This is a genomic window from Enterococcus sp. 10F3_DIV0382 (assembly GCF_002140245.1).
GTDB classification, from domain to species: Bacteria; Bacillota; Bacilli; order Lactobacillales; family Enterococcaceae; genus Enterococcus_B; species Enterococcus_B lactis.
The window spans coordinates 310,424-330,336 of the sequence record NZ_NGMF01000001.1; the positions used below are offsets into that span (position 1 = coordinate 310,424).

At 40.3% G+C, this 19,913-nt stretch carries 20 protein-coding genes; 16 read left to right on the plus strand and 4 right to left on the minus strand.

Features of this window, described 5'->3' with window-relative positions; translation table 11 throughout:
* Positions 1 to 63 precede the first annotated feature (63 nt).
* The 7 genes from A5849_RS01515 to deoD all read left to right on the plus strand — a co-directional run bounded on the left by A5849_RS01515 (position 64) and on the right by deoD (position 7,834).
* Entirely contained in the window at positions 64 to 1,146 is a 1,083-nt protein-coding gene (locus A5849_RS01515) for a BMP family protein (protein ID WP_086309915.1), read from the plus strand.
* A gap of 211 nt (positions 1,147 to 1,357) precedes the next feature.
* Entirely contained in the window at positions 1,358 to 2,920 is a 1,563-nt protein-coding gene (locus A5849_RS01520; protein ID WP_086309916.1) for an ABC transporter ATP-binding protein, read from the plus strand.
* The gene (locus tag A5849_RS01525) at positions 2,913 to 4,046 is read left to right on the plus strand and encodes an ABC transporter permease (RefSeq protein WP_002291115.1); all 1,134 of its coding nucleotides are present in this window, start codon (positions 2,913 to 2,915) and stop codon (positions 4,044 to 4,046) included. The genes A5849_RS01520 and A5849_RS01525 overlap by 8 nt, the downstream gene beginning before the upstream one ends.
* Positions 4,046 to 5,002: an ABC transporter permease gene (locus A5849_RS01530; RefSeq protein WP_002309847.1), complete on the plus strand. Its 957-nt coding sequence runs from the start codon at positions 4,046 to 4,048 to the stop codon at positions 5,000 to 5,002. Before A5849_RS01525 ends, A5849_RS01530 begins: the two co-directional genes overlap by 1 nt.
* Before the next feature lie 98 nt (positions 5,003 to 5,100).
* Positions 5,101 to 6,267 carry a phosphopentomutase gene (gene deoB / locus A5849_RS01535; RefSeq protein WP_025478061.1) on the plus strand — a complete coding sequence of 389 codons (1,167 nt, stop codon included), beginning with the start codon at positions 5,101 to 5,103 and terminating at the stop codon, positions 6,265 to 6,267.
* Between the two features lie 24 nt (positions 6,268 to 6,291).
* Entirely contained in the window at positions 6,292 to 7,110 is an 819-nt protein-coding gene (locus A5849_RS01540) for a purine-nucleoside phosphorylase (RefSeq protein WP_002291120.1), read from the plus strand.
* 16 nt (positions 7,111 to 7,126) lie between these two features.
* A complete protein-coding gene (gene deoD / locus A5849_RS01545; RefSeq protein ID WP_002309845.1) occupies positions 7,127 to 7,834 on the plus strand; it encodes a purine-nucleoside phosphorylase in 708 nt (235 codons plus the stop codon).
* Positions 7,835 to 8,216: 382 nt separating this feature from the next.
* On the opposite strand, the gene A5849_RS01550 is transcribed toward deoD, so the two are convergent.
* The 4 genes from A5849_RS01550 to rpiA form a co-directional block, all read right to left on the minus strand.
* On the minus strand, positions 8,217 to 9,080 hold the full coding sequence (locus tag A5849_RS01550) for a carbohydrate binding domain-containing protein (protein ID WP_002313938.1): 864 nt from the start codon (positions 9,078 to 9,080) through the stop codon (positions 8,217 to 8,219).
* A gap of 553 nt (positions 9,081 to 9,633) precedes the next feature.
* The gene (gene gpmA, locus A5849_RS01555; protein ID WP_002294321.1) at positions 9,634 to 10,320 is read right to left on the minus strand and encodes a 2,3-diphosphoglycerate-dependent phosphoglycerate mutase; all 687 of its coding nucleotides are present in this window, start codon (positions 10,318 to 10,320) and stop codon (positions 9,634 to 9,636) included.
* Positions 10,321 to 10,490: 170 nt separating this feature from the next.
* Positions 10,491 to 11,072 carry a recombinase family protein gene (locus A5849_RS01560; RefSeq protein WP_002290435.1) on the minus strand — a complete coding sequence of 194 codons (582 nt, stop codon included), beginning with the start codon at positions 11,070 to 11,072 and terminating at the stop codon, positions 10,491 to 10,493.
* 132 nt (positions 11,073 to 11,204) lie between these two features.
* Positions 11,205 to 11,888, minus strand: a complete 684-nt coding sequence (rpiA, locus tag A5849_RS01565; RefSeq protein ID WP_002309842.1) for a ribose-5-phosphate isomerase RpiA — start codon at positions 11,886 to 11,888, stop codon at positions 11,205 to 11,207.
* Positions 11,889 to 12,206: 318 nt separating this feature from the next.
* Between rpiA and rpsL the strand changes: the two genes are divergently transcribed.
* From rpsL to rplB, 9 genes are all read left to right on the plus strand, one after another.
* Positions 12,207 to 12,620, plus strand: coding sequence for a 30S ribosomal protein S12 (gene rpsL, locus A5849_RS01570; RefSeq protein ID WP_002294318.1), 414 nt, complete (start codon positions 12,207 to 12,209; stop codon positions 12,618 to 12,620).
* Positions 12,621 to 12,703: 83 nt separating this feature from the next.
* Positions 12,704 to 13,174 carry a 30S ribosomal protein S7 gene (rpsG, locus tag A5849_RS01575; protein ID WP_002290440.1) on the plus strand — a complete coding sequence of 157 codons (471 nt, stop codon included), beginning with the start codon at positions 12,704 to 12,706 and terminating at the stop codon, positions 13,172 to 13,174.
* A 93-nt stretch (positions 13,175 to 13,267) separates the two neighbouring features.
* On the plus strand, positions 13,268 to 15,355 hold the full coding sequence (gene fusA, locus A5849_RS01580) for an elongation factor G (protein ID WP_002309841.1): 2,088 nt from the start codon (positions 13,268 to 13,270) through the stop codon (positions 15,353 to 15,355).
* A 171-nt stretch (positions 15,356 to 15,526) separates the two neighbouring features.
* Entirely contained in the window at positions 15,527 to 16,714 is a 1,188-nt protein-coding gene (gene tuf, locus A5849_RS01585; RefSeq protein ID WP_002290442.1) for an elongation factor Tu, read from the plus strand.
* Between the two features lie 402 nt (positions 16,715 to 17,116).
* The gene (rpsJ, locus tag A5849_RS01590; RefSeq protein WP_002290443.1) at positions 17,117 to 17,425 is read left to right on the plus strand and encodes a 30S ribosomal protein S10; all 309 of its coding nucleotides are present in this window, start codon (positions 17,117 to 17,119) and stop codon (positions 17,423 to 17,425) included.
* Between the two features lie 30 nt (positions 17,426 to 17,455).
* Positions 17,456 to 18,085 (plus strand): 50S ribosomal protein L3, encoded by a 630-nt coding sequence (gene rplC / locus A5849_RS01595; RefSeq protein WP_002290445.1) that lies wholly within the window; start codon positions 17,456 to 17,458, stop codon positions 18,083 to 18,085.
* A gap of 27 nt (positions 18,086 to 18,112) precedes the next feature.
* Positions 18,113 to 18,736: a 50S ribosomal protein L4 gene (gene rplD, locus A5849_RS01600; RefSeq protein ID WP_002290446.1), complete on the plus strand. Its 624-nt coding sequence runs from the start codon at positions 18,113 to 18,115 to the stop codon at positions 18,734 to 18,736.
* Positions 18,736 to 19,026: a 50S ribosomal protein L23 gene (gene rplW / locus A5849_RS01605; protein WP_002290449.1), complete on the plus strand. Its 291-nt coding sequence runs from the start codon at positions 18,736 to 18,738 to the stop codon at positions 19,024 to 19,026. The genes rplD and rplW overlap by 1 nt, the downstream gene beginning before the upstream one ends.
* Before the next feature lie 38 nt (positions 19,027 to 19,064).
* Positions 19,065 to 19,898: a 50S ribosomal protein L2 gene (gene rplB / locus A5849_RS01610; RefSeq protein ID WP_002290451.1), complete on the plus strand. Its 834-nt coding sequence runs from the start codon at positions 19,065 to 19,067 to the stop codon at positions 19,896 to 19,898.
* Positions 19,899 to 19,913: the final 15 nt, after the last annotated feature.

The window sequence follows — 19,913 nt, forward strand, 5'->3', positions numbered from 1 at the left end:
CATGTTCATTCAGTCAGCTGACTGTTGAAAAATAAAACAATTATTTTAGGAGGCTTTACAGAAATGAAAAAAGCAAAATTATTTGGTTTAGGTGCTGTCGCACTAGCAGCAGGGTTATTTTTAGGTGCATGCGGCAACAACGGCTCTACTGATTCATCCGGTGGCAAAAGCTCATCAGACACAACAACTGCAGCATTGATCACAGATACAGGTGGTGTAGACGACCGTTCATTCAACCAGTCAGCTTGGGAAGGATTACAAAAATGGGGGAAAGATCAAGGTCTTTCACGAGGCAATGATGGCTTCCAATACTTCCAATCTTCAAACGAATCAGATTATATCCCAAATATCGACCAAGCATTGAATGCTGGATTCAAAACGATTTTTGGTATTGGTTATAAACTAAAACCAGCGATCCAAGAACAAGCAATGAACAATACAGGTACGAACTTCGTTATCATCGATGATGTGATTGACGGATTAGATAACGTTGTATCTGCTACATTCAAAGACAACGAAGCTTCTTATCTTGCAGGGATTGCAGCAGCTTACACGACTGAAACGAACGTAGTCGGCTTTATCGGCGGCGTAAAAGGTGAAGTAATCGATCGTTTTGATGCTGGATTCAAAGCCGGTGTTGATGCAGGTGCGAAAGAACTAGGAAAAGAAATCAAAGTATTGAACCAATATGCTGGTGACTTCTCTGCTCCAGATAAAGGACGTTCAATTGCTCAAGGTATGTATGCACAAAATGCAGATATCATCTTCCATGCTTCAGGTGGTACAGGTAATGGTGTATTCCAAGAAGCAAAATCATTGAACGAATCAGGCGACAAAAAAGTTTGGGTTATCGGTGTTGACCGCGACCAATCAGACGAAGGCGAATACACATTGAACGGCGAAAAGAAAAACTTCACATTGACATCTACACTGAAAGCAGTAGGAACAGTAGTAGAAGATTTGGCACAAAAATCAGCTGACGGTAAATTCCCTGGTGGTGAACACACTGTTTATGGATTGAAAGAAGACGGTGTTGGTCTAACAGAAGGACAACTTTCTGACGAAGCGAAAAAAGCAGTGGATGAAGCAAAAGAAAAAATCATTTCAGGTGACGTAAAAGTTCCAGAAACTCCTGAAGAAAATTAAAACCATTTCTATAGCCTTGTTAGACACATGTTTGACAAGGCTATGGTTTGATTAGAACAAGAATTGTTCATTTATCCAAGCTGCCTTGAGACAGTTTGGATAAGGGAACAATTCCCTGAAGTAATGTTTGTTTCAAAAGAAGAACGCTCGCTAAGCGTGAATCTTAGTCAATCGTTGCCCTAGATAGAAATCGTTAGGATGTGAAAAAAAGGTGGTTCAAGAAAATATTGTCATAGAAATGCAGAATATTACCAAAGAATTTGGAACATTCAAGGCAAATGACAACATCAATTTACAAGTAAAGGCAGGAGAGATTCATGCGTTGCTTGGAGAAAACGGTGCTGGCAAATCTACATTGATGAACGTGCTTTCCGGATTATTAGAGCCGACATCAGGAAAAATTTTGATGCATGGGAAAGAAGTACAAATCACAAGCCCGACAAAAGCCAATCAATTAGGGATTGGGATGGTCCATCAGCACTTTATGCTTGTTGATGCCTTTACTGTAACAGAAAACATCGTGTTGGGAAGCGAACCTAGTCGTGCAGGGATGCTTGACCATAAAAAAGCGCGAAAAGAGATTCAAAAAGTTTCTGAACAATATGGATTATCAGTCAACCCAGATGCTTATGTTCGTGATATTTCAGTTGGGATGGAACAACGGGTAGAAATTTTAAAAACACTTTACCGAGGAGCAGATGTACTGATTTTTGATGAGCCGACAGCTGTATTGACCCCTCAGGAAATTGATGAATTAATCGTGATCATGAAGGAATTAGTCAAAGAAGGCAAGTCAATCATTTTGATTACGCATAAGTTAGATGAAATCAAAGCAGTAGCTGACCGTTGTACAGTTATCCGCCGTGGAAAAGGAATCGGTACAGTCAACGTTAAAGACGTTACCTCACAGCAATTAGCTGATATGATGGTCGGAAGAACGGTTTCATTCAAAACGTTGAAAAAAGAAGCGAAGCCTCAAGAAGTCGTTTTGTCTATTGAAAATCTAGTGGTGAAAGAAAATCGTGGATTAGAAGCCGTGAAAAACTTGAACTTAGAAGTTCGTGCTGGCGAAGTACTTGGTATCGCTGGAATCGATGGAAATGGGCAGTCGGAGTTGATCCAAGCTTTAACTGGTTTGCGAAAGGCAGAAAGCGGACATATCAAGCTAAAAGGGGAAGACATCACCAATAAAAAACCTCGAAAGATCACTGAACATGGTGTAGGACATGTGCCAGAAGACCGTCATAAATATGGGTTAGTCCTAGATATGACATTGTCTGAAAACATTGCCCTACAAACGTACCATCAAAAACCTTACAGTAAAAACGGTATGCTGAATTATTCAGTGATAAATGAACATGCCAGAGAATTGATCGAAGAATATGATGTTCGAACAACGAATGAACTTGTTCCTGCAAAAGCTTTATCAGGCGGAAATCAGCAAAAAGCAATCATCGCTCGGGAAGTCGACCGAGATCCTGATCTGTTGATCGTTGCAAATCCAACTCGTGGACTGGATGTAGGTGCGATCGAATTTATTCATAAACGTCTGATCGAACAAAGGGACAAATACAAAGCAGTGTTATTGATTAGTTTCGAATTAGAAGAAATTTTAAATGTTTCGGATCGTATTGCTGTTATCCATGAAGGAGAAATCGTCGGGATCGTTGATCCGAAAGAAACATCTGAAAATGAATTAGGTCTATTGATGGCGGGCTATACCTTAGAAGAAGCACGAAAAGAGTTAGAAAAGGGGGCTGGCGCACATGAATGATCGCAGCGAGAAATTCCGTAATTTATTAGTGCCTGTACTTTCAGTTGTTTTAGGATTAATCTTAGGCGCGATATTGATGGCTGCTTTTGGTTTTCAGCCCATCCAAGGTTATTCTTCTATGTTAGATGCAGCTCTTGGTTCGCAAAGAGGAATCGGTGAAACATTAAGGCAAGCAACGCCGTTGATTTTTACAGCATTAGGGTTTTCTGTAGCTAACTCAGCTGGGTTCTTCAATATCGGGCTTTCTGGACAAGCACTTTGCGGATGGATCGTCAGTGTCTGGGTGGCACTTGCTTTTCCAGATCTTCCAAAAGTCGTTTTGCTTCCATTGTGTGTGATCCTAGGTGCCTTAGCAGGTGCGATGGCAGCGGCTGTTCCTGGGTTGCTACGAGCATTTTTTGGAACAAGTGAAGTGATCGTAACGATCATGATGAACTATATCTTATTATACGTAAGCACATTTGCTTTACATGAAGTGATGCCTGAAAGCTACCGATCAAGTTTGGACTCTTCCAATATGATCAGTCAAAATGCATCGTTGCGGTTACCTTGGTTAACACAAGCTTTTGGCGGCTCTCGCGTAAACTCAGGTTTGTTTTTAGCCATCATCGCGCTTATTTTTGTTTGGCTATTGATGAAGAAAACGACTTTAGGATTTGAGATCCGTTCCGTTGGTTTGAATCCTTTTGCTTCTGAGTATGCAGGGATGAGTAGTAAACGTACGATCGTTTTGTCGATGGTCATTTCTGGCGCTTTGGCAGGGCTTGGCGGTGTGGTTGAAGGATTAGGAACGTATCAAAACTTCTTCGTTCAAACGACTTCACTATCTATTGGATTTGATGGGATGGCTGTTTCCTTACTTGGATCTGGATCAGCAATCGGTATTCTTTTATCAGCGATTTTGTTCAGTATTTTGAAGATCGGCGGACTTGGCATGCAGACAGGAGCTGGTGTTCCGTTTGAGATCGTCAATGTATCGATTGCTCTGATTATCTTCTTTGTTGGGATCAATTTCTTGATTCGTTTCGTCATGGCTAAGTTCTTCCAAGGAAAAAAACAAGAAGAAATCGTTGCGACAATCGAAGCGAAGCCAACGAATCAAAACCATGAAGGAGGCGAACTATAATGTCGACTATCGAATTAATTGCCTTGATTCTTACTTCAACACTGGTTTATTCAACACCGTTAATTCTAACATCACTAGGCGGAACGTTTTCTGAACGCAGCGGGATTGTAAATGTAGGGTTAGAAGGAATCATGGTCATGGGTGCTTTTAGTTCCATCGTTTTCAACTTGACGATGAGCCCCTCACTTGGTTCCATGACGCCATGGATCGCTATTTTAGTGGGTGGCGTCGTAGGTATCCTATTTTCTTTGATCCACGCAGTAGCAACAGTCAGCTTGCGTGCTGACCATATTATCAGCGGTACAGTGATCAATCTGATGGCACCAGCTTTAGGTGTTTTCTTGATCAAAGCATGGTATGGGAAAGGTCAAACAGATAACATCACGCAGAATCTGGGATATTTCTCTTTCCCAGGTTTAGCAGATATTCCGGTCATTGGACCAATTTTCTTCAAAAATACATTCTTGCCTGCTTATTGTGCAATTTTGATTGCTGTCATTGCTTGGGTGATCATCTTTAAGACGAAATTCGGCTTACGCCTCCGTTCAGTTGGTGAAAACCCTCAAGCTGCCGATACATTAGGTATCAATGTATATGCTATGCGTTATTCAGGCGTGCTGATTTCAGGCTTGTTAGGCGGTATGGGCGGTGCTGTTTTTGCTCAGTCGATTTCCGGTAACTTTTCAGCTGGTACGATCGTTGGACAAGGGTTCATCTCCATGGCTGCTATGATCTTTGGTAAATGGAATCCTTTAGGCGCAATGGGTGCCTCACTGTTCTTTGGTTTTGCACAAAGCTTGAGTATCATCGGTGCACAATTACCAGTTATTTCTTCGATTCCACCAGTATTGCTGCAAATTGCTCCATATCTGCTGACAATCATTGTGTTGGTTGTTTTCTTAGGGAAAGCTTCTGGACCAAAAGCAAACGGGAAGAACTATATCAAATCAAAATAATCTTTTAGCGAATAAAAAGGGTGGGTTACGGGAAGTGTTTTTCGTCTCGCCCTTTTTGTTTTAAAGGTAATAAAAATAAAAAGAAAGAAGGAATAATCATGTTTAAACGCGTACATCTAATCGTCATGGATTCAGTAGGAATTGGAGAAGCACCAGATGCCGAGAAGTTCGGTGACGTTGGTTCTGATACATTAGGACACATTGCAAAAGAAGCAGGATTGAATATTCCGCATTTAGAGCAGCTTGGTTTGGGAACGATTCGGCCTCTTGAAGGTGTGGAATCAGTGAAAGATCATCAAGGCTATGCGACGAAATTAGAAGAAGTTTCTGTAGGGAAAGATACGATGACAGGCCATTGGGAAATCATGGGATTGAATATCAAGACGCCGTTTCGTGTGTTTCCGAACGGATTCCCTGATGATCTGATCAAACAAATCGAAGAGTTTTCTGGCCGTAAAGTCGTATGCAACAAACCATATAGCGGAACGGCTGTTATTGACGATTACGGTGAATACCAAATGAAGACAGGTGATTTAATCGTATATACTTCTGCCGATCCTGTCCTTCAGATCGCGGCACATGAAGAAATCATTCCTTTAGAAGAACTATACCGGATTTGCCAATTCGTTCGTGATATAACAAAAGATGACCCGTACATGATTGGTCGAATCATTGCACGTCCATATGTGGGAGAACCAGGAGACTTCACACGAACAAGCAATCGTCATGATTATGCGTTGAATCCATTCGGACACACCGTCCTTGATTCTTTGAAAGAAGCAGGAAAAGATGTGATTGCTGTAGGAAAGATCAACGATATTTTCAATGGACAAGGAATCACTGAATCTGTCCGCACGAAAAGTAATATGGATGGCGTCGACCAGTTGCTGAACGTTATGAAAAAAGAGTTTACAGGTATCAGCTTTACCAATTTAGTAGATTTTGATGCATTATACGGTCATCGCCGGGATGTAGTCGGTTATGCGCATGCGATTGAAGAATTTGACTTGCGGATCCCAGAATTGCTTGAAGCGATGGAAGAAGACGACTTGCTAATGATTACAGCCGATCACGGAAACGATCCGACATTTACTGGTACCGATCATACACGAGAATATGTACCGTTATTGGCTTACAGTAAAAAAATGAAAGAACAAGGGGCGTTGCCTCAAGGATATTATTCCGATATCTCCGCAACGATTGCTGAGAACTTTAGTGTTTCTTCGACTGAAAATGGCGAAAGCTTCTTAAAATTATTAAAATAATCTTTTTAAAATAGGAGAAAGCAAATGACCAAGTTAAGTGAGATGTTACAAGAAACGACCCAGTTTATCCTTGATAAAGGAGTAAAAGAAATTGATTTTGGTTTGATCCTAGGTTCAGGATTAGGTGAATTAGCAGATGAAATCGAAGATGCTGTAATGATTTCTTATGATGAGATCCCGTTCTTTCCTGTTTCGACAGTAGTTGGACATGCAGGACAGCTGGTTTACGGATCTCTAGCAGGTAAGAAAGTGTTAGCCATGCAAGGAAGATTCCACTACTATGAAGGTCATTCCATGCAAACAGTGACCTATCCAGTACGTGTGATGGCCGGACTAGGTGCCCATTCAGTCATTGTGACCAACGCATGTGGCGGTGTCAACGAATCCTTTGTACCAGGAGATTTGATGCTGATTACCGATCACATCAATTTTACTGGTGAAAATCCTTTGATCGGTCCGAATGAAGATGAAATGGGCCCTAGATTTCCAGATATGAGTCAAGCATATACGCCTGACTATCAAGCAACAGCAAAAGCAGCAGCAGAAAAACTAGGTTTGGATCTTAAAGAAGGCGTATATATGGGCTACTCTGGACCAACTTATGAAACGCCTGCTGAGATTCGGATGTCTCGAACAATAGGGGCCGATGCAGTAGGGATGTCGACTGTTCCAGAAGTCATCGTAGCAGCTCACAGCGGATTAAAAGTGTTAGGAATTTCTTGCATTACCAACTTAGCAGCAGGTATGCAAGCGAATCTGAGCCATGAAGAAGTTGTAGAAACAACTCAGAGAGTCAAACAATCTTTTAAAGCATTGGTTAAAGAAACATTGACATTATTGTAATAGGAGGAGCAACAAAATGAGTGTGCATATCGAAGCGAAAGAAGGCGAGATTGCCGATAAGATTTTACTTCCAGGCGATCCTTTACGAGCTAAATATATTGCGGAGACTTTTTTTGAAGAACCAGTTTGCTACAATCAGGTCCGTGGTATGCTAGGCTTTACCGGCAAATATAAAGGAGAACGTATTTCTGTTCAAGGAACAGGGATGGGGATGCCATCAGCCACCATCTATGCCCATGAATTGATCCAGTCATATGGCGTAAAGAAATTGATCCGAGTAGGTACATGCGGGGCATTGTCAAAAGATGTCCATGTTCGTGATTTGGTACTAGCGCAAGGCGCAGCAACCAGCTCTTCGATGATCGAAAAAAATTTCCAAGCCTTTCACTTTCCACCAATCAGTGATTTCAATCTATTACTGAAAGCATATGAGATAGCGAAAGAAAAGGGCTATACGGTTCATGTAGGAAATGTCCTTTCGGAAGATTCTTTCTACAAAGATGATCTGACAGAGACATTCCAATTAGCTGAACTTGGCGTCTTAGGAGTGGAAATGGAAGCAGCGGCTCTTTATTACTTAGGCGCGAAATACCATGTGCAGACATTAAGTTTGATGACCGTTAGCGACCATTTGATTACTGGGGAAGAAACAACAGCTGCAGAACGTCAATCGACGTTCAATGAAATGATCGAAGTAGGATTGGAAACGGCGATTCAAGGGTAAAGTAATAGCTAAATAGCAAGAAAGTGTGACTGCCTAAACTTCTATTAATAGAAATTAGGCAGTCACATTTTTTGCAGAAACTGTCTTACATAACCTGAAAACAATGACAACCGTTGCTTTAGTTACTTCGAGAGTCCTCCTAAAGTCAACCATTTGAATGTCTAAAATGTGAATCGACATTCCTTTTAAATTGCAGACGAATGGCACAATCTTAATCAAATAAAAAAGAACAGAAAGAAGCGAGTTACGCTCTTTCTGTTCCGAACTAGGCCACCAACAGGAGATGACAAATGGGTCATCTCCTGTTGGTGGCTTCGTCTAAATGAATACCTTAATCATTCAATTGCTCATGTGATGATGCTTGAAGAATGAAAAATTCAACTTAAATCAAGTCTGCATCAATAATAAGTGTTTCGAATAATACAGCGTGCTCAAGTGAGGTGCTTGATCCAGGACGTCCTGGTAGGCGATATACTTCTACTCGCTGTCCTGCTTTTCCAGGAAATGCTCGACGTATTTGAATGTTACCATCAACTATTCTTGTAAAGCTATAGAATGTTCTGCCGTCAAATGTTTCAAAATGATATCTTCCATCAATGTAAACGACCAATCTTTCTTGACTGTAAAAACGTTCAGGTGTCAATGTTAAATAAGCAAATGCTCGAGAGCCTTCTCGCCCTGCAGACAACAAGTTTGTTTCTGTTACGCCTGTTTCCACTTGGATATTGTCATATTTCGCCCAACCATTCCATGTAGAAGCAAATCGTATAAGGTATGTATTTTCATCGTCTGGAGTCGTAAAAGTAAGTTTACCACGTTCCCAGTTCTCATTATTATGTTCACTGCGCTCTAATACATCAAAACCGACATCATGATTCATGATCCCTAATTCAACACGTCCTGGTGCTGATTCGCTTGCTGCAACATCATAACTAAATGTATACGTGGTACTTGGTTTTAATGTCACGTATTGATGAACATTTTCACCATCTCTTGCTAAAGCAAAGTTATTTCCATTAACGGTTTGCAGTGTGGGATTATTTGGCTCTTGGCCACTAGCGATCCAATGATCAAACCCGTCATTAAAGTCACCATTATGGATATACAATTGTTGCTCAATGGCCTGCTTACTTGTACTAACGAAGTCAGTTGTTGATAGACTTGTTGCGAATGTCGAAACGGATCCTCCTAAACTTAAAAATACCATACCTGCTGCCATCACTGTTTTTAAATTATTTTTGATCATCTTGTATCTCCTCGCTCTCTATTTTTATTTTTTGATTTTGTTTGTAAGATGCAGCCGTGTAATCTGTCTGTATCTCACAAATTAATCATAACCGAGAAAATAACGGTCGTGTAAACGCTTTTTTCTATGTAACATTTATTATTAGAAAAAAATGATAAAATAAATAGTTTTATGAGGTTGACTTCTATCTAAATTTCATTTATTAGCAACATAAAAAAAGATGGAGAGTTGTGGTGATAGCTCATACAAATGAAACTTCCTCTTAGAAACAGGATAAAAGAATGAAATTTAAATAAGTTTCTACAAAAAATGTTCGCTCCACATCTGAATGTTTGTCAGACATTCTTTTTTCTCTCAATGCTACGCCTTCTCTCTTAATTTTTTATTTATTCAAACAGTACTTACTATTATAATCATATAGTTATTATGTAAATTGATGTCATTCGTATTAGATAGCCAAGACTACCGTCTTCCAATATCTAAAAAAACAGCCCCTTCATCTCTTACAATAATAGGAGGTGAGAGGGCTGTCTTACTTACAATAGAGTATCTATTATAGGTAGTATTTTTTAGCTACTGTTAAGTCATCATTTAATTCATAAACAAGTGGTTGACCTGTTGGGATTTCAAGATCCATGATGTCTTCGTCAGAGATACCTTCGATATGTTTAGCTAGAGCGCGTAATGAGTTACCGTGTGCAGCTACTAAAACAGTTTTGTTGTCTAGTAATGCTGGAGCAATTTCATCTTGCCAGAATGGCAAAGCACGTTCTAATGTTACTTTCAAGTTTTCGCCACCAGGAATATCGCGTTTGTCTAACATTGCGTAACGACGGTCGTTTGCTGCAGAACCTTCGTCAGTTTCTTCCATTAATGGAGGAAGAGTATCGTAAGAACGACGCCAGATGTGTACTTGTTCGTCGCCGTATTTTTCAGCTGTTTCTTTTTTGTTCAAACCTTGTAATTTACCATAGTGACGTTCGTTCAAGCGCCATGATTTGATTTGTGGTACCCAAAGTTGATCTGAATATTCTAAAATCAAGTTACATGTTTTGATTGCACGAGTTAAAACAGAAGTATAGGCAACATCAAATTCGATTCCAGCTTCTTTGATTTTGCGTCCGCCTTCTTTTGCTTCTTCGATTCCTTCTGGTGCTAGGTTTACATCAGCCCAACCAGTAAATTGGTTCAATGCATTCCATTCACTAAGACCGTGACGAGAAAAAACTAATTTTGGCATGTTTAGCTCTCCTTTAAGATAGGTTTATATTTCTGAAAATTTCAGTTCTGTTTTATTGTACAATTTTTTGGAAGAGATTTCCATCGAAAAATTGGATAAGATTCTATGAGAAAACGAGTAGAGAAGATAAAAAAACGAACAGCTGCGAAAGCACTGTTCGTTTTTAGGCATTAGATGCATAATTGCTCGATTTCTTTTTCAGGCAAATTGATATATTTATAACATGTTCCAACTGAAACACCGCATTTTGAAGAAATAAATTGGATTGTTTCTTTTTTTTCATAATAGAGACGCCGGATTTTTTTGATCGTTTTTGCATCAATTTTTGGTCTTCCGCCGATTTTTCCTTTTTTACGAGCTTCATCTAATCCAACTAATGTACGTTCTTTGATCAATGCGCACTCCATGTTTGCTAGGTTTTCCATCAATTGGAAATAGATTTTTCCCATTTCGCGCGTATCGATTCCTTCATCAATGCTAATCAAGTGCAGCCCGCGGTCTTTGAATAATTGCGTAAGTTCTGTTAATTGCCGTGTAGATTTGCCCAATCGATGAAGTTGGCAGACGACTAGTGCATCGCCTTGCTGCATGTCAGCAATCACTGATTCCAAATGAACAGCAGTAGCATCGTTTTGTTCCACTTCATATGTCTCATGGAAAATTTCTTGACAACCAAAGTCAGATAATTGTTCAACCTGAGTTGTTAAATCAACATCATTTATGGTTGTGCGTGCATAACCAATAATTTTCATGGTGATTCCTTTCTAGCAGTGATTTTCTAACTGGATATAACAGTAAAAATGTAGCATAAAGTACGTCAAAAAGATAGTTTTTTCGCAAATTTTCCGCTGTCTTTTTTTATTGGATGATCAAGCAGTTTTTCTTTATTTATGGCGGATGGCATCAAGAATCTCAACACCTTTTTCTGAGCCAACAACAACTTTTGAAACCATATTTAGGAAAAGTCCATGTTCGACTACCCCAACAAGTTCATCTAAATAGGTAGCTAAACTTTCTGGTTGTTCAATAACTTCTAGATGCAGATCAATGATATAATGACCACCATCTGTGGTTAGGACTTCGCCGTTTTCGTCTGTACGCAAAACAGGTTGGAATCCTTTTTCGTCAAAAATATGAAGTAGCTGTTGGGAGCCATAAGGGATGACTTCAACTGGGAGTGGGAACTTCCCGAGTTTATGGACTAATTTAGAAGAATCAACGATCCAAATCGTTTCTTTTGAGTACGTAGCAACTATTTTCTCGAAAAGCAAAGCAGCACCGCCGCCTTTTATTCCTTGAAAATCAGCACTGATTTCATCAGCACCATCTATCGTCAGATCGACTACTGGGACTTCGTCGATACTCTTTAGCGGTATTCCTAATTTTTCCGCTTGTTCTTTTGTCGCATTTGAAGTAGTGACTCCTGTGATACGTAATCCTTCTTCACGCATGCGGCGACCAATCTCTTCTACCATATAATAGGCGGTTGAACCGGTCCCGAGACCAACGATCATCCCGTCCTTTACGAATTTCGCGGCTTCAATGCCAGCTAATTGTTTTAAATTCATCTTTGCATCCACCTTTTTTTAGTTTGAGCTTCGTGCTTTCCTCACTATTTTAGCGTGATTTACGGCAAAAAGATACCATTCTTTTTTATTCCAATAAAGCTTTTTCAAAAAAATTTCCGTCTCTTGTTGACATGCTTTTTCATTCATGATATTCTAACAAAGGTGCTTTATCTACAGGTTTCTGTGAAGAAACGTGCTGACTGTTTATCAAAGCATATTTGATAAGGATGCAGACATTGCATTTATTTTTTATCGCAAAAAAAGAACCACCTGGATGTGTGGAACTAGACGCAAATCGTGGGAAGGAGGAAACAAGGAATGCCTACAATTAACCAATTAGTACGTAAACCTCGTAAATCAAAGGTGGAAAAATCTAATTCACCTGCTTTGAACAAAGGATATAACAGCTTTAAGAAAACTCAAACTAACGTAAACTCACCTCAAAAACGTGGGGTAGCAACTCGTGTGGGTACAATGACACCTAAAAAACCGAACTCAGCTTTACGTAAATATGCACGTGTTCGTTTGTCAAACTTAATTGAAGTTACTGCTTATATCCCAGGGATTGGTCATAACTTACAAGAACACAGTGTTGTATTATTACGCGGTGGTCGTGTAAAAGACTTACCAGGGGTACGTTACCATATCGTTCGCGGTGCTTTAGATACTGCTGGTGTTAACGACCGTAAACAAAGCCGTTCTAAATACGGAACTAAAAAACCTAAAGCTTAATTTTAATTATTAAACAAATGAAACTTGCTTCTATTATATAGAAGTAATTACTATGAACAATATTTCGGAAGGAGGAGTTACGGATGCCACGTAAAGGTCCTGTTGCAAAACGTGATGTTTTACCAGATCCTATTTATAACTCAAAATTAGTAACTCGCTTGATCAACCGTGTAATGGTTGACGGAAAACGCGGGATTGCAGCTAACATTATCTATAATGCCTTTGATTTGATCAAAGAATCTACAGGTAACGATCCATTAGAAGTGTTTGAACAAGCAATGAAAAACGTTCAACCTGTTCTTGAAGTTAAAGCACGTCGTGTTGGGGGTTCAAACTACCAAGTACCAGTTGAAGTTCGCCCTGAACGCCGCGTTACTCTAGGTCTTCGTTGGGTAGTAAACTACGCTCGCTTGCGCGGTGAACACACAATGGAAGAACGCTTAGCAAAAGAAATCATGGATGCTGCAAACAACACAGGTGCTTCTGTTAAAAAACGTGAAGACACTCATAAAATGGCTGATGCCAACCGCGCGTTTGCTCACTATCGCTGGTAAGATTCTCTCTGTTTGGTCGGCTTTTATAAGTCGACCTCAGATAGTGTCCTTATTTTTAGCAACTAGATAGTAAAGAGAGGAGAAACAAGGAGAATGACCAGAGAATTTTCTTTACAAAACACTCGTAATATCGGTATCATGGCCCACATTGATGCTGGTAAAACGACTGCTACTGAACGTATCTTGTACTATACTGGTAAAATCCATAAAATTGGTGAAACTCATGAAGGAGCTTCACAAATGGACTGGATGGAACAAGAACAAGAACGTGGTATTACGATCACTTCTGCTGCTACTACAGCACAATGGAAGGGTCATCGAATCAACATCATCGACACACCAGGACACGTAGACTTCACAGTTGAAGTTGAACGTTCCTTGCGTGTACTTGATGGTGCTGTAACTGTTCTTGATGCACAATCAGGTGTTGAACCTCAAACTGAAACAGTTTGGCGTCAAGCAACAACTTACGGTGTACCTCGTATCGTATTTGCAAACAAAATGGACAAGATTGGTGCTGACTTCTTATATTCAGTATCAACTTTACATGACCGTTTGCAAGCAAACGCTCACCCAATCCAATTACCAATTGGTGCGGAAGACGACTTCACAGGAATTATCGACCTTGTAACAATGAAGGCTGAAATGTATACAAACGATCTTGGAACAGAGATTGAAGAAACAGAAATTCCTGAAGAATACCGCGAATTAGCTGAAGAATGGCGCGAAAAATTGGTTGAAGCTGTAGCTGAAACTGATGAAGAACTTACTTTGAAATACTTAGAAGGTGAAGAAATCACTGAAGCTGAGTTAAAAGAAGGTATCCGCCGCGCAACAGTTAACGTAGAATTCTACCCAGTACTATGTGGCTCAGCATTTAAGAACAAAGGGGTTCAATTACTATTGGACGCTGTTCTTGATTACTTGCCATCACCGTTAGATATCCCAGCAATCAAAGGGATTGACCCTAAAACTGATGAAGAAGTAGAACGTCCTGCAGACGACAGCGCTCCTTTCTCAGCTTTAGCATTTAAAGTTATGACTGACCCATTCGTAGGTCGTTTAACTTTCTTCCGTGTGTACTCTGGTGTTTTAAAATCAGGTTCATACGTACAAAACGCAACAAAAGGCAAACGCGAACGTGTTGGTCGTATCCTACAGATGCATGCCAACTCTCGTTCAGAAATCTCTGAAGTTTACGCTGGAGATATCGCTGCTGCTGTTGGTTTGAAAGACACAACTACTGGGGACACACTGTGTGATGAAAAGAATCTAGTTATTCTTGAATCAATGGAATTCCCAGAACCAGTTATCCAAGTCGCTATTGAACCTAAATCAAAAGCTGACCAAGATAAAATGGGTGTGGCTTTACAAAAACTATCTGAAGAAGATCCTACTTTCCGTGCTGAAACAAACGTGGAAACAGGCGAAACAATCATCGCTGGTATGGGTGAACTTCACTTAGATATCATCGTTGACCGTATGCGTCGTGAATTCAAAGTTGAAGCTAACGTAGGTGCGCCTCAAGTATCTTACCGTGAAACTTTCCGTGCCGGCACTCAAGCCGAAGGTAAGTTTGTACGTCAGTCTGGTGGTAAAGGTCAATACGGTCACGTATGGATCGAATTTACACCAAACGAAGAAGGTGCTGGTTTCGAATTTGAAAATGCGATCGTCGGTGGGGTTGTTCCTCGTGAATACATTCCAGCTGTTGAAACTGGTTTGAAAGATGCTATGGAAAATGGTGTCTTAGCTGGCTATCCATTAGTAGATATCAAAGCTAAACTTTACGATGGTTCATACCATGATGTCGATTCAAATGAAACTGCCTTCCGTGTTGCTGCTTCTATGGCATTACGTGCAGCAGCTAAGAAAGCTAATCCAGTAATCCTTGAACCAATCATGGCTGTAGAAGTTGTTATCCCTGAAGATTACTTAGGTGATGTTATGGGTCACGTAACTGCTCGTCGTGGACGTGTTGAAGGTATGGAAGCTCGCGCTGGCGGCCAACAAGTTGTTCGTGCGATGGTTCCACTTGCTGAAATGTTTGGTTATGCTACAACTCTTCGTTCTGCTACTCAAGGTCGTGGTACATTTACAATGACATTTGACCACTACGAAGATGTACCAAAATCAGTACAAGAAGAAATCATTAAGAAAAACGGCGGAAAAGCTGAATAATTTCTTAAAACCGGATAGTCCTGCAAAGAGATTATCCAAAGAGACTATATTTTTAATATAGTTTCGTGTAAAATAATTATCGATGATATGGGCATGTGATGTACCTAGTGTACATCATATACCTATCAGACAAATAAAAAATATATTGTATTTTTAGGAGGACATTTTAAAATGGCAAAAGAAAAATTTGACCGTTCTAAACCACACGTTAACATTGGTACTATCGGACACGTTGACCATGGTAAAACTACATTAACAGCTGCAATCACAACTGTACTATCTAAGAAAAACGGCGGCCAAGCTATGGCTTACGATCAAATCGATGGTGCTCCAGAAGAACGCGAACGCGGAATCACAATCTCAACAGCTCACGTTGAGTATGAAACAGATACACGCCACTACGCTCACGTTGACTGCCCAGGACACGCGGACTACGTTAAAAACATGATCACTGGTGCTGCTCAAATGGACGGAGCTATCTTGGTAGTTTCTGCTGCTGACGGCCCAATGCCTCAAACTCGTGAACACATCCTATTGTCTCGTCAAGTTGGTGTTCCTTACATCGTTGTATTCTTGAACAAAGTAGACATGGTTGATGACGAAGAATTACTAGAATTAGTTGAAATGGAAGTTCGTGACCTATTAACAGAATACGAATTCCCTGGTGACGATGTTCCTGTAGTTGCTGGTTCAGCTTTGAAAGCTCTAGAAGGCGACGCTTCATACGAAGAAAAAATTCTTGAATTGATGGCTGCAGTTGACGAATACATCCCAACTCCAGAACGTGACAACGACAAACCATTCATGATGCCAGTTGAAGACGTGTTCTCAATCACTGGACGTGGTACTGTTGCTACAGGTCGTGTGGAACGTGGACAAGTTCGCGTTGGTGACGAAGTTGAAGTTGTCGGTATTGCTGAAGAAACTTCAAAAACAACAGTTACTGGTGTTGAAATGTTCCGTAAATTGTTAGACTACGCTGAAGCTGGAGACAACATTGGTGCTTTACTACGTGGTGTTGCACGTGAAGACATCCAACGTGGACAAGTTTTAGCTAAACCAGGTACAATCACACCTCATACAAAATTCTCTGCAGAAGTATACGTGTTGACAAAAGAAGAAGGTGGACGTCACACTCCATTCTTCACTAACTACCGTCCACAATTCTACTTCCGTACAACTGACGTAACAGGTGTTGTTGAATTACCAGAAGGAACTGAAATGGTTATGCCTGGCGACAACGTAACAATGGAAGTTGAATTAATCCACCCAATCGCTATCGAAAACGGTACTAAATTCTCAATCCGTGAAGGCGGACGTACAGTTGGTGCCGGTGTCGTTACAGAAATCAAAGCTTAATTGATTTAAGCAAAACTAAGCAACATTTATTCGGACGTAATCGCTTGGAATGAAGATCTCAGGATCTTTGTTCCGAGCTTTTTTATTTATTGTAGGATCAGGGAAAAAGACAGGAGCATTATAATAGAAGAAACACGAAATAAAAGAGTCAGTATTTTCTAAATGAAACTTTATGAAAACAAAATGTTTTTTACAAGAAAAAGCCTTGCGTTGTGAGTTTATATATATTATAATGACAAAGGTGCGTTTACTTTAGTGAATTGCACAGACGTAATCAGATTGATTTCGTCGGCTAAGAAACGAGAGGTTGCGACACGCCCGGACGCTTTGCCACGAACGAGCGTGACGGAAATTTTCGTGGAGCTATGTCTACTTTTCAAAATAGGCGAAGGAGGGAACAAGATGGCAAAACAAAAAATTCGTATCCGTTTAAAAGCGTATGAACACCGTATTTTAGATCAATCAGCGGATAAAATCGTGGAAACTGCAAAAAGAACTGGAGCTAGCGTGTCTGGTCCAATTCCATTACCAACTGAACGCAGTCTTTACACAATCATTCGTGCGACTCATAAATACAAAGATTCACGCGAACAATTCGAAATGCGTACACACAAACGTCTTATCGACATTGTGAACCCAACACCAAAAACTGTTGATGCTTTGATGAAGCTAGACTTACCATCTGGTGTAAACATCGAAATCAAATTATAAAACTAAAACAAAAATAATGGAGGTGTACTCATGACCAAAGGAATCTTAGGGAAAAAAGTGGGAATGACACAAATCTTCACTGAATCTGGTGAATTAATTCCAGTTACTGTTGTAGAAGCTACGCCAAACGTAGTACTACAAGTGAAAACAATGGAAACGGATGGCTACGAAGCTATTCAAGTTGGTTACCAAGATATGCGTGAAGTTTTATCAAACAAACCTGCGAAAGGTCATGTTGCAAAAGCAAACACGGCTCCTAAGCGCTTCATTCGTGAATTCAAAAATGTTGAGCTAGGAGAATATGAAGTAGGAAAAGAAATTACAGTAGATGTTTTCCAAGCAGGAGACATTATTGATGTAACAGGTACTACGAAAGGTAAAGGATTCCAAGGGGTTATCAAACGCCATGGACAAAGCCGCGGACCAATGGCTCACGGTTCTCGTTACCATCGTCGTCCTGGGTCAATGGGTCCAGTTGCACCTAACCGTGTATTCAAAAACAAACGTCTTGCTGGCCGTATGGGTGGCAACCGCGTAACTATCCAAAACTTGGAAGTTGTACGTGTAGATGCAGAAAGAAATGTTATCTTGATCAAAGGTAATGTTCCTGGAGCGAAAAAATCTTTAATCACTATCAAATCAGCTGTGAAAGCTAAATAATTGTAGGAAGAAAGGAGGAACTAAGGAATGCCGAATGTAGCATTATTCAAACAAGATGGAAGCCAAAACGGTGAAATCACACTTAACGAAGAAATCTTCGGAATTGAACCTAATGAAAGTGTTGTTTACGATGCAATCGTAATGCAACGTGCGTCATTAAGACAAGGAACACACGCGGTTAAAAACCGTAGCGCTGTTCGTGGCGGTGGACGTAAACCATGGCGTCAAAAAGGAACAGGTCGTGCACGTCAAGGATCTATCCGCTCACCACAATGGCGTGGAGGTGGCGTAGTCTTTGGACCAACACCACGTTCTTACAGCTACAAACTTCCTAAAAAAGTTCGTCGTTTAGCAATGAAATCTGTATTGTCAGAAAAAGTTGCTGAAAACAACTTGGTAGCAATCGAAGGCTTGAACTTCGACGCACCAAAAACAAAAGAATTCAAACAAGTTCTTGCTAACTTATCTATCGACTCTAAAGTATTGGTTGTTCTAGAAAAAGGTAACGACTTTGCTGCTTTATCAGCACGTAACTTACCAAACGTTTCTGTAGTAACTTCTGATAATGTGAGTGTGCTAGACGTTGTATCAAATACAAAAGTGTTAGCAACACAAACTGCTCTTACTCAAATTGAGGAGGTGCTTGCATAATGAACTTACTAGACGTAATCAAACGCCCAGTGATCACTGAAAAATCAATGCTTGCCATGGACGACAAGAAATACACTTTTGAAGTGGACACTCGCGCAAACAAAACTTTAGTAAAACAAGCGGTAGAAGCTGCTTTTGACGTTAAAGTCAAAAACGTGAACATCGTGAACGTACGTGCGAAATTCAAACGTATGGGCAAATATGCAGGATATACAAAAAAACGTCGCAAAGCGATCGTTACATTGACTGAAGATTCAAAAGAAATCCAATTATTCGAAGCTGCTGAATAAGCGCTAATAGATAACTCATTAAATTAGGAGGGAAAAACGTGGCGATTAAAAAGTACAAACCTACCTCAAATGGTCGTCGTAACATGACAGGTTCTGATTTTGCTGAAATCACAACATCAACACCTGAAAAATCATTGTTACAACCATTGAAAAACCATGCTGGACGTAACAACAACGGCCGCATCACTGTACGTCATCAAGGTGGCGGACACAAACGCCAATATCGCGTGATCGACTTCAAACGTAACAAAGACAACGTTGTTGCAACTGTTCAAACGATCGAATATGATCCAAACCGTTCAGCTAACATCGCGTTAGTACACTATGAAGATGGAGTGAAAGCTTACATCTTAGCACCTAAAGGACTAGAAGTGGGTATGAAACTTGTTTCAGGTCCAGAAGCAGATATCAAAGTCGGAAATGCTCTTCCATTAGAAAACATTCCAGTTGGTACTGTTATCCACAACATTGAAATGAAACCTGGTAAAGGTGGACAATTGATCCGTTCTGCTGGTACAAGTGCTCAAGTACTTGGTAAAGAAGGCAAATACGTATTGATCCGCTTGAACTCTGGTGAAGTTCGTATGATCTTAGCTGCATGCCGCGCAACAATCGGTTCTGTAGGTAACGAACAACACGAATTAATCAACATCGGTAAAGCTGGACGCTCTCGTTGGATGCGTAAACGCCCAACTGTACGTGGTAGCGTAATGAACCCTAATGATCACCCACACGGTGGTGGTGAAGGTAAAGCTCCTATTGGACGTAAAGCACCAGTTTCTCCTTGGGGTCAACCAGCTCTTGGTTACAAAACTCGTAACAAAAAAGCTAAATCAGACAAACTTATTGTTCGTCGTCGCAAAAATAAATAATTACTTTGACCATGT

Bases quoted from the DNA above. Each gene is read 5' to 3' on its own strand.
- A5849_RS01515 (WP_086309915.1), top strand. From the start codon at position 64: ATGAAAAAAGCAAAATTATTTGGTTTAGGTGCTGTCGCACTAGCAGCA.
- A5849_RS01525 (WP_002291115.1), top strand. From the start codon at position 2,913: ATGAATGATCGCAGCGAGAAATTCCGTAATTTATTAGTGCCTGTACTT.
- A5849_RS01530 (WP_002309847.1), top strand. From the start codon at position 4,046: ATGTCGACTATCGAATTAATTGCCTTGATTCTTACTTCAACACTGGTT.
- deoB (WP_025478061.1), top strand. From the start codon at position 5,101: ATGTTTAAACGCGTACATCTAATCGTCATGGATTCAGTAGGAATTGGA.
- A5849_RS01540 (WP_002291120.1), top strand. From the start codon at position 6,292: ATGACCAAGTTAAGTGAGATGTTACAAGAAACGACCCAGTTTATCCTT.
- deoD (WP_002309845.1), top strand. From the start codon at position 7,127: ATGAGTGTGCATATCGAAGCGAAAGAAGGCGAGATTGCCGATAAGATT.
- A5849_RS01550 (WP_002313938.1), bottom strand. From the start codon at position 9,080: ATGATCAAAAATAATTTAAAAACAGTGATGGCAGCAGGTATGGTATTT.
- gpmA (WP_002294321.1), bottom strand. From the start codon at position 10,320: ATGCCAAAATTAGTTTTTTCTCGTCACGGTCTTAGTGAATGGAATGCA.
- A5849_RS01560 (WP_002290435.1), bottom strand. From the start codon at position 11,072: ATGAAAATTATTGGTTATGCACGCACAACCATAAATGATGTTGATTTA.
- rpiA (WP_002309842.1), bottom strand. From the start codon at position 11,888: ATGAATTTAAAACAATTAGCTGGCATTGAAGCCGCGAAATTCGTAAAG.
- rpsL (WP_002294318.1), top strand. From the start codon at position 12,207: ATGCCTACAATTAACCAATTAGTACGTAAACCTCGTAAATCAAAGGTG.
- rpsG (WP_002290440.1), top strand. From the start codon at position 12,704: ATGCCACGTAAAGGTCCTGTTGCAAAACGTGATGTTTTACCAGATCCT.
- fusA (WP_002309841.1), top strand. From the start codon at position 13,268: ATGACCAGAGAATTTTCTTTACAAAACACTCGTAATATCGGTATCATG.
- tuf (WP_002290442.1), top strand. From the start codon at position 15,527: ATGGCAAAAGAAAAATTTGACCGTTCTAAACCACACGTTAACATTGGT.
- rpsJ (WP_002290443.1), top strand. From the start codon at position 17,117: ATGGCAAAACAAAAAATTCGTATCCGTTTAAAAGCGTATGAACACCGT.
- rplC (WP_002290445.1), top strand. From the start codon at position 17,456: ATGACCAAAGGAATCTTAGGGAAAAAAGTGGGAATGACACAAATCTTC.
- rplD (WP_002290446.1), top strand. From the start codon at position 18,113: ATGCCGAATGTAGCATTATTCAAACAAGATGGAAGCCAAAACGGTGAA.
- rplW (WP_002290449.1), top strand. From the start codon at position 18,736: ATGAACTTACTAGACGTAATCAAACGCCCAGTGATCACTGAAAAATCA.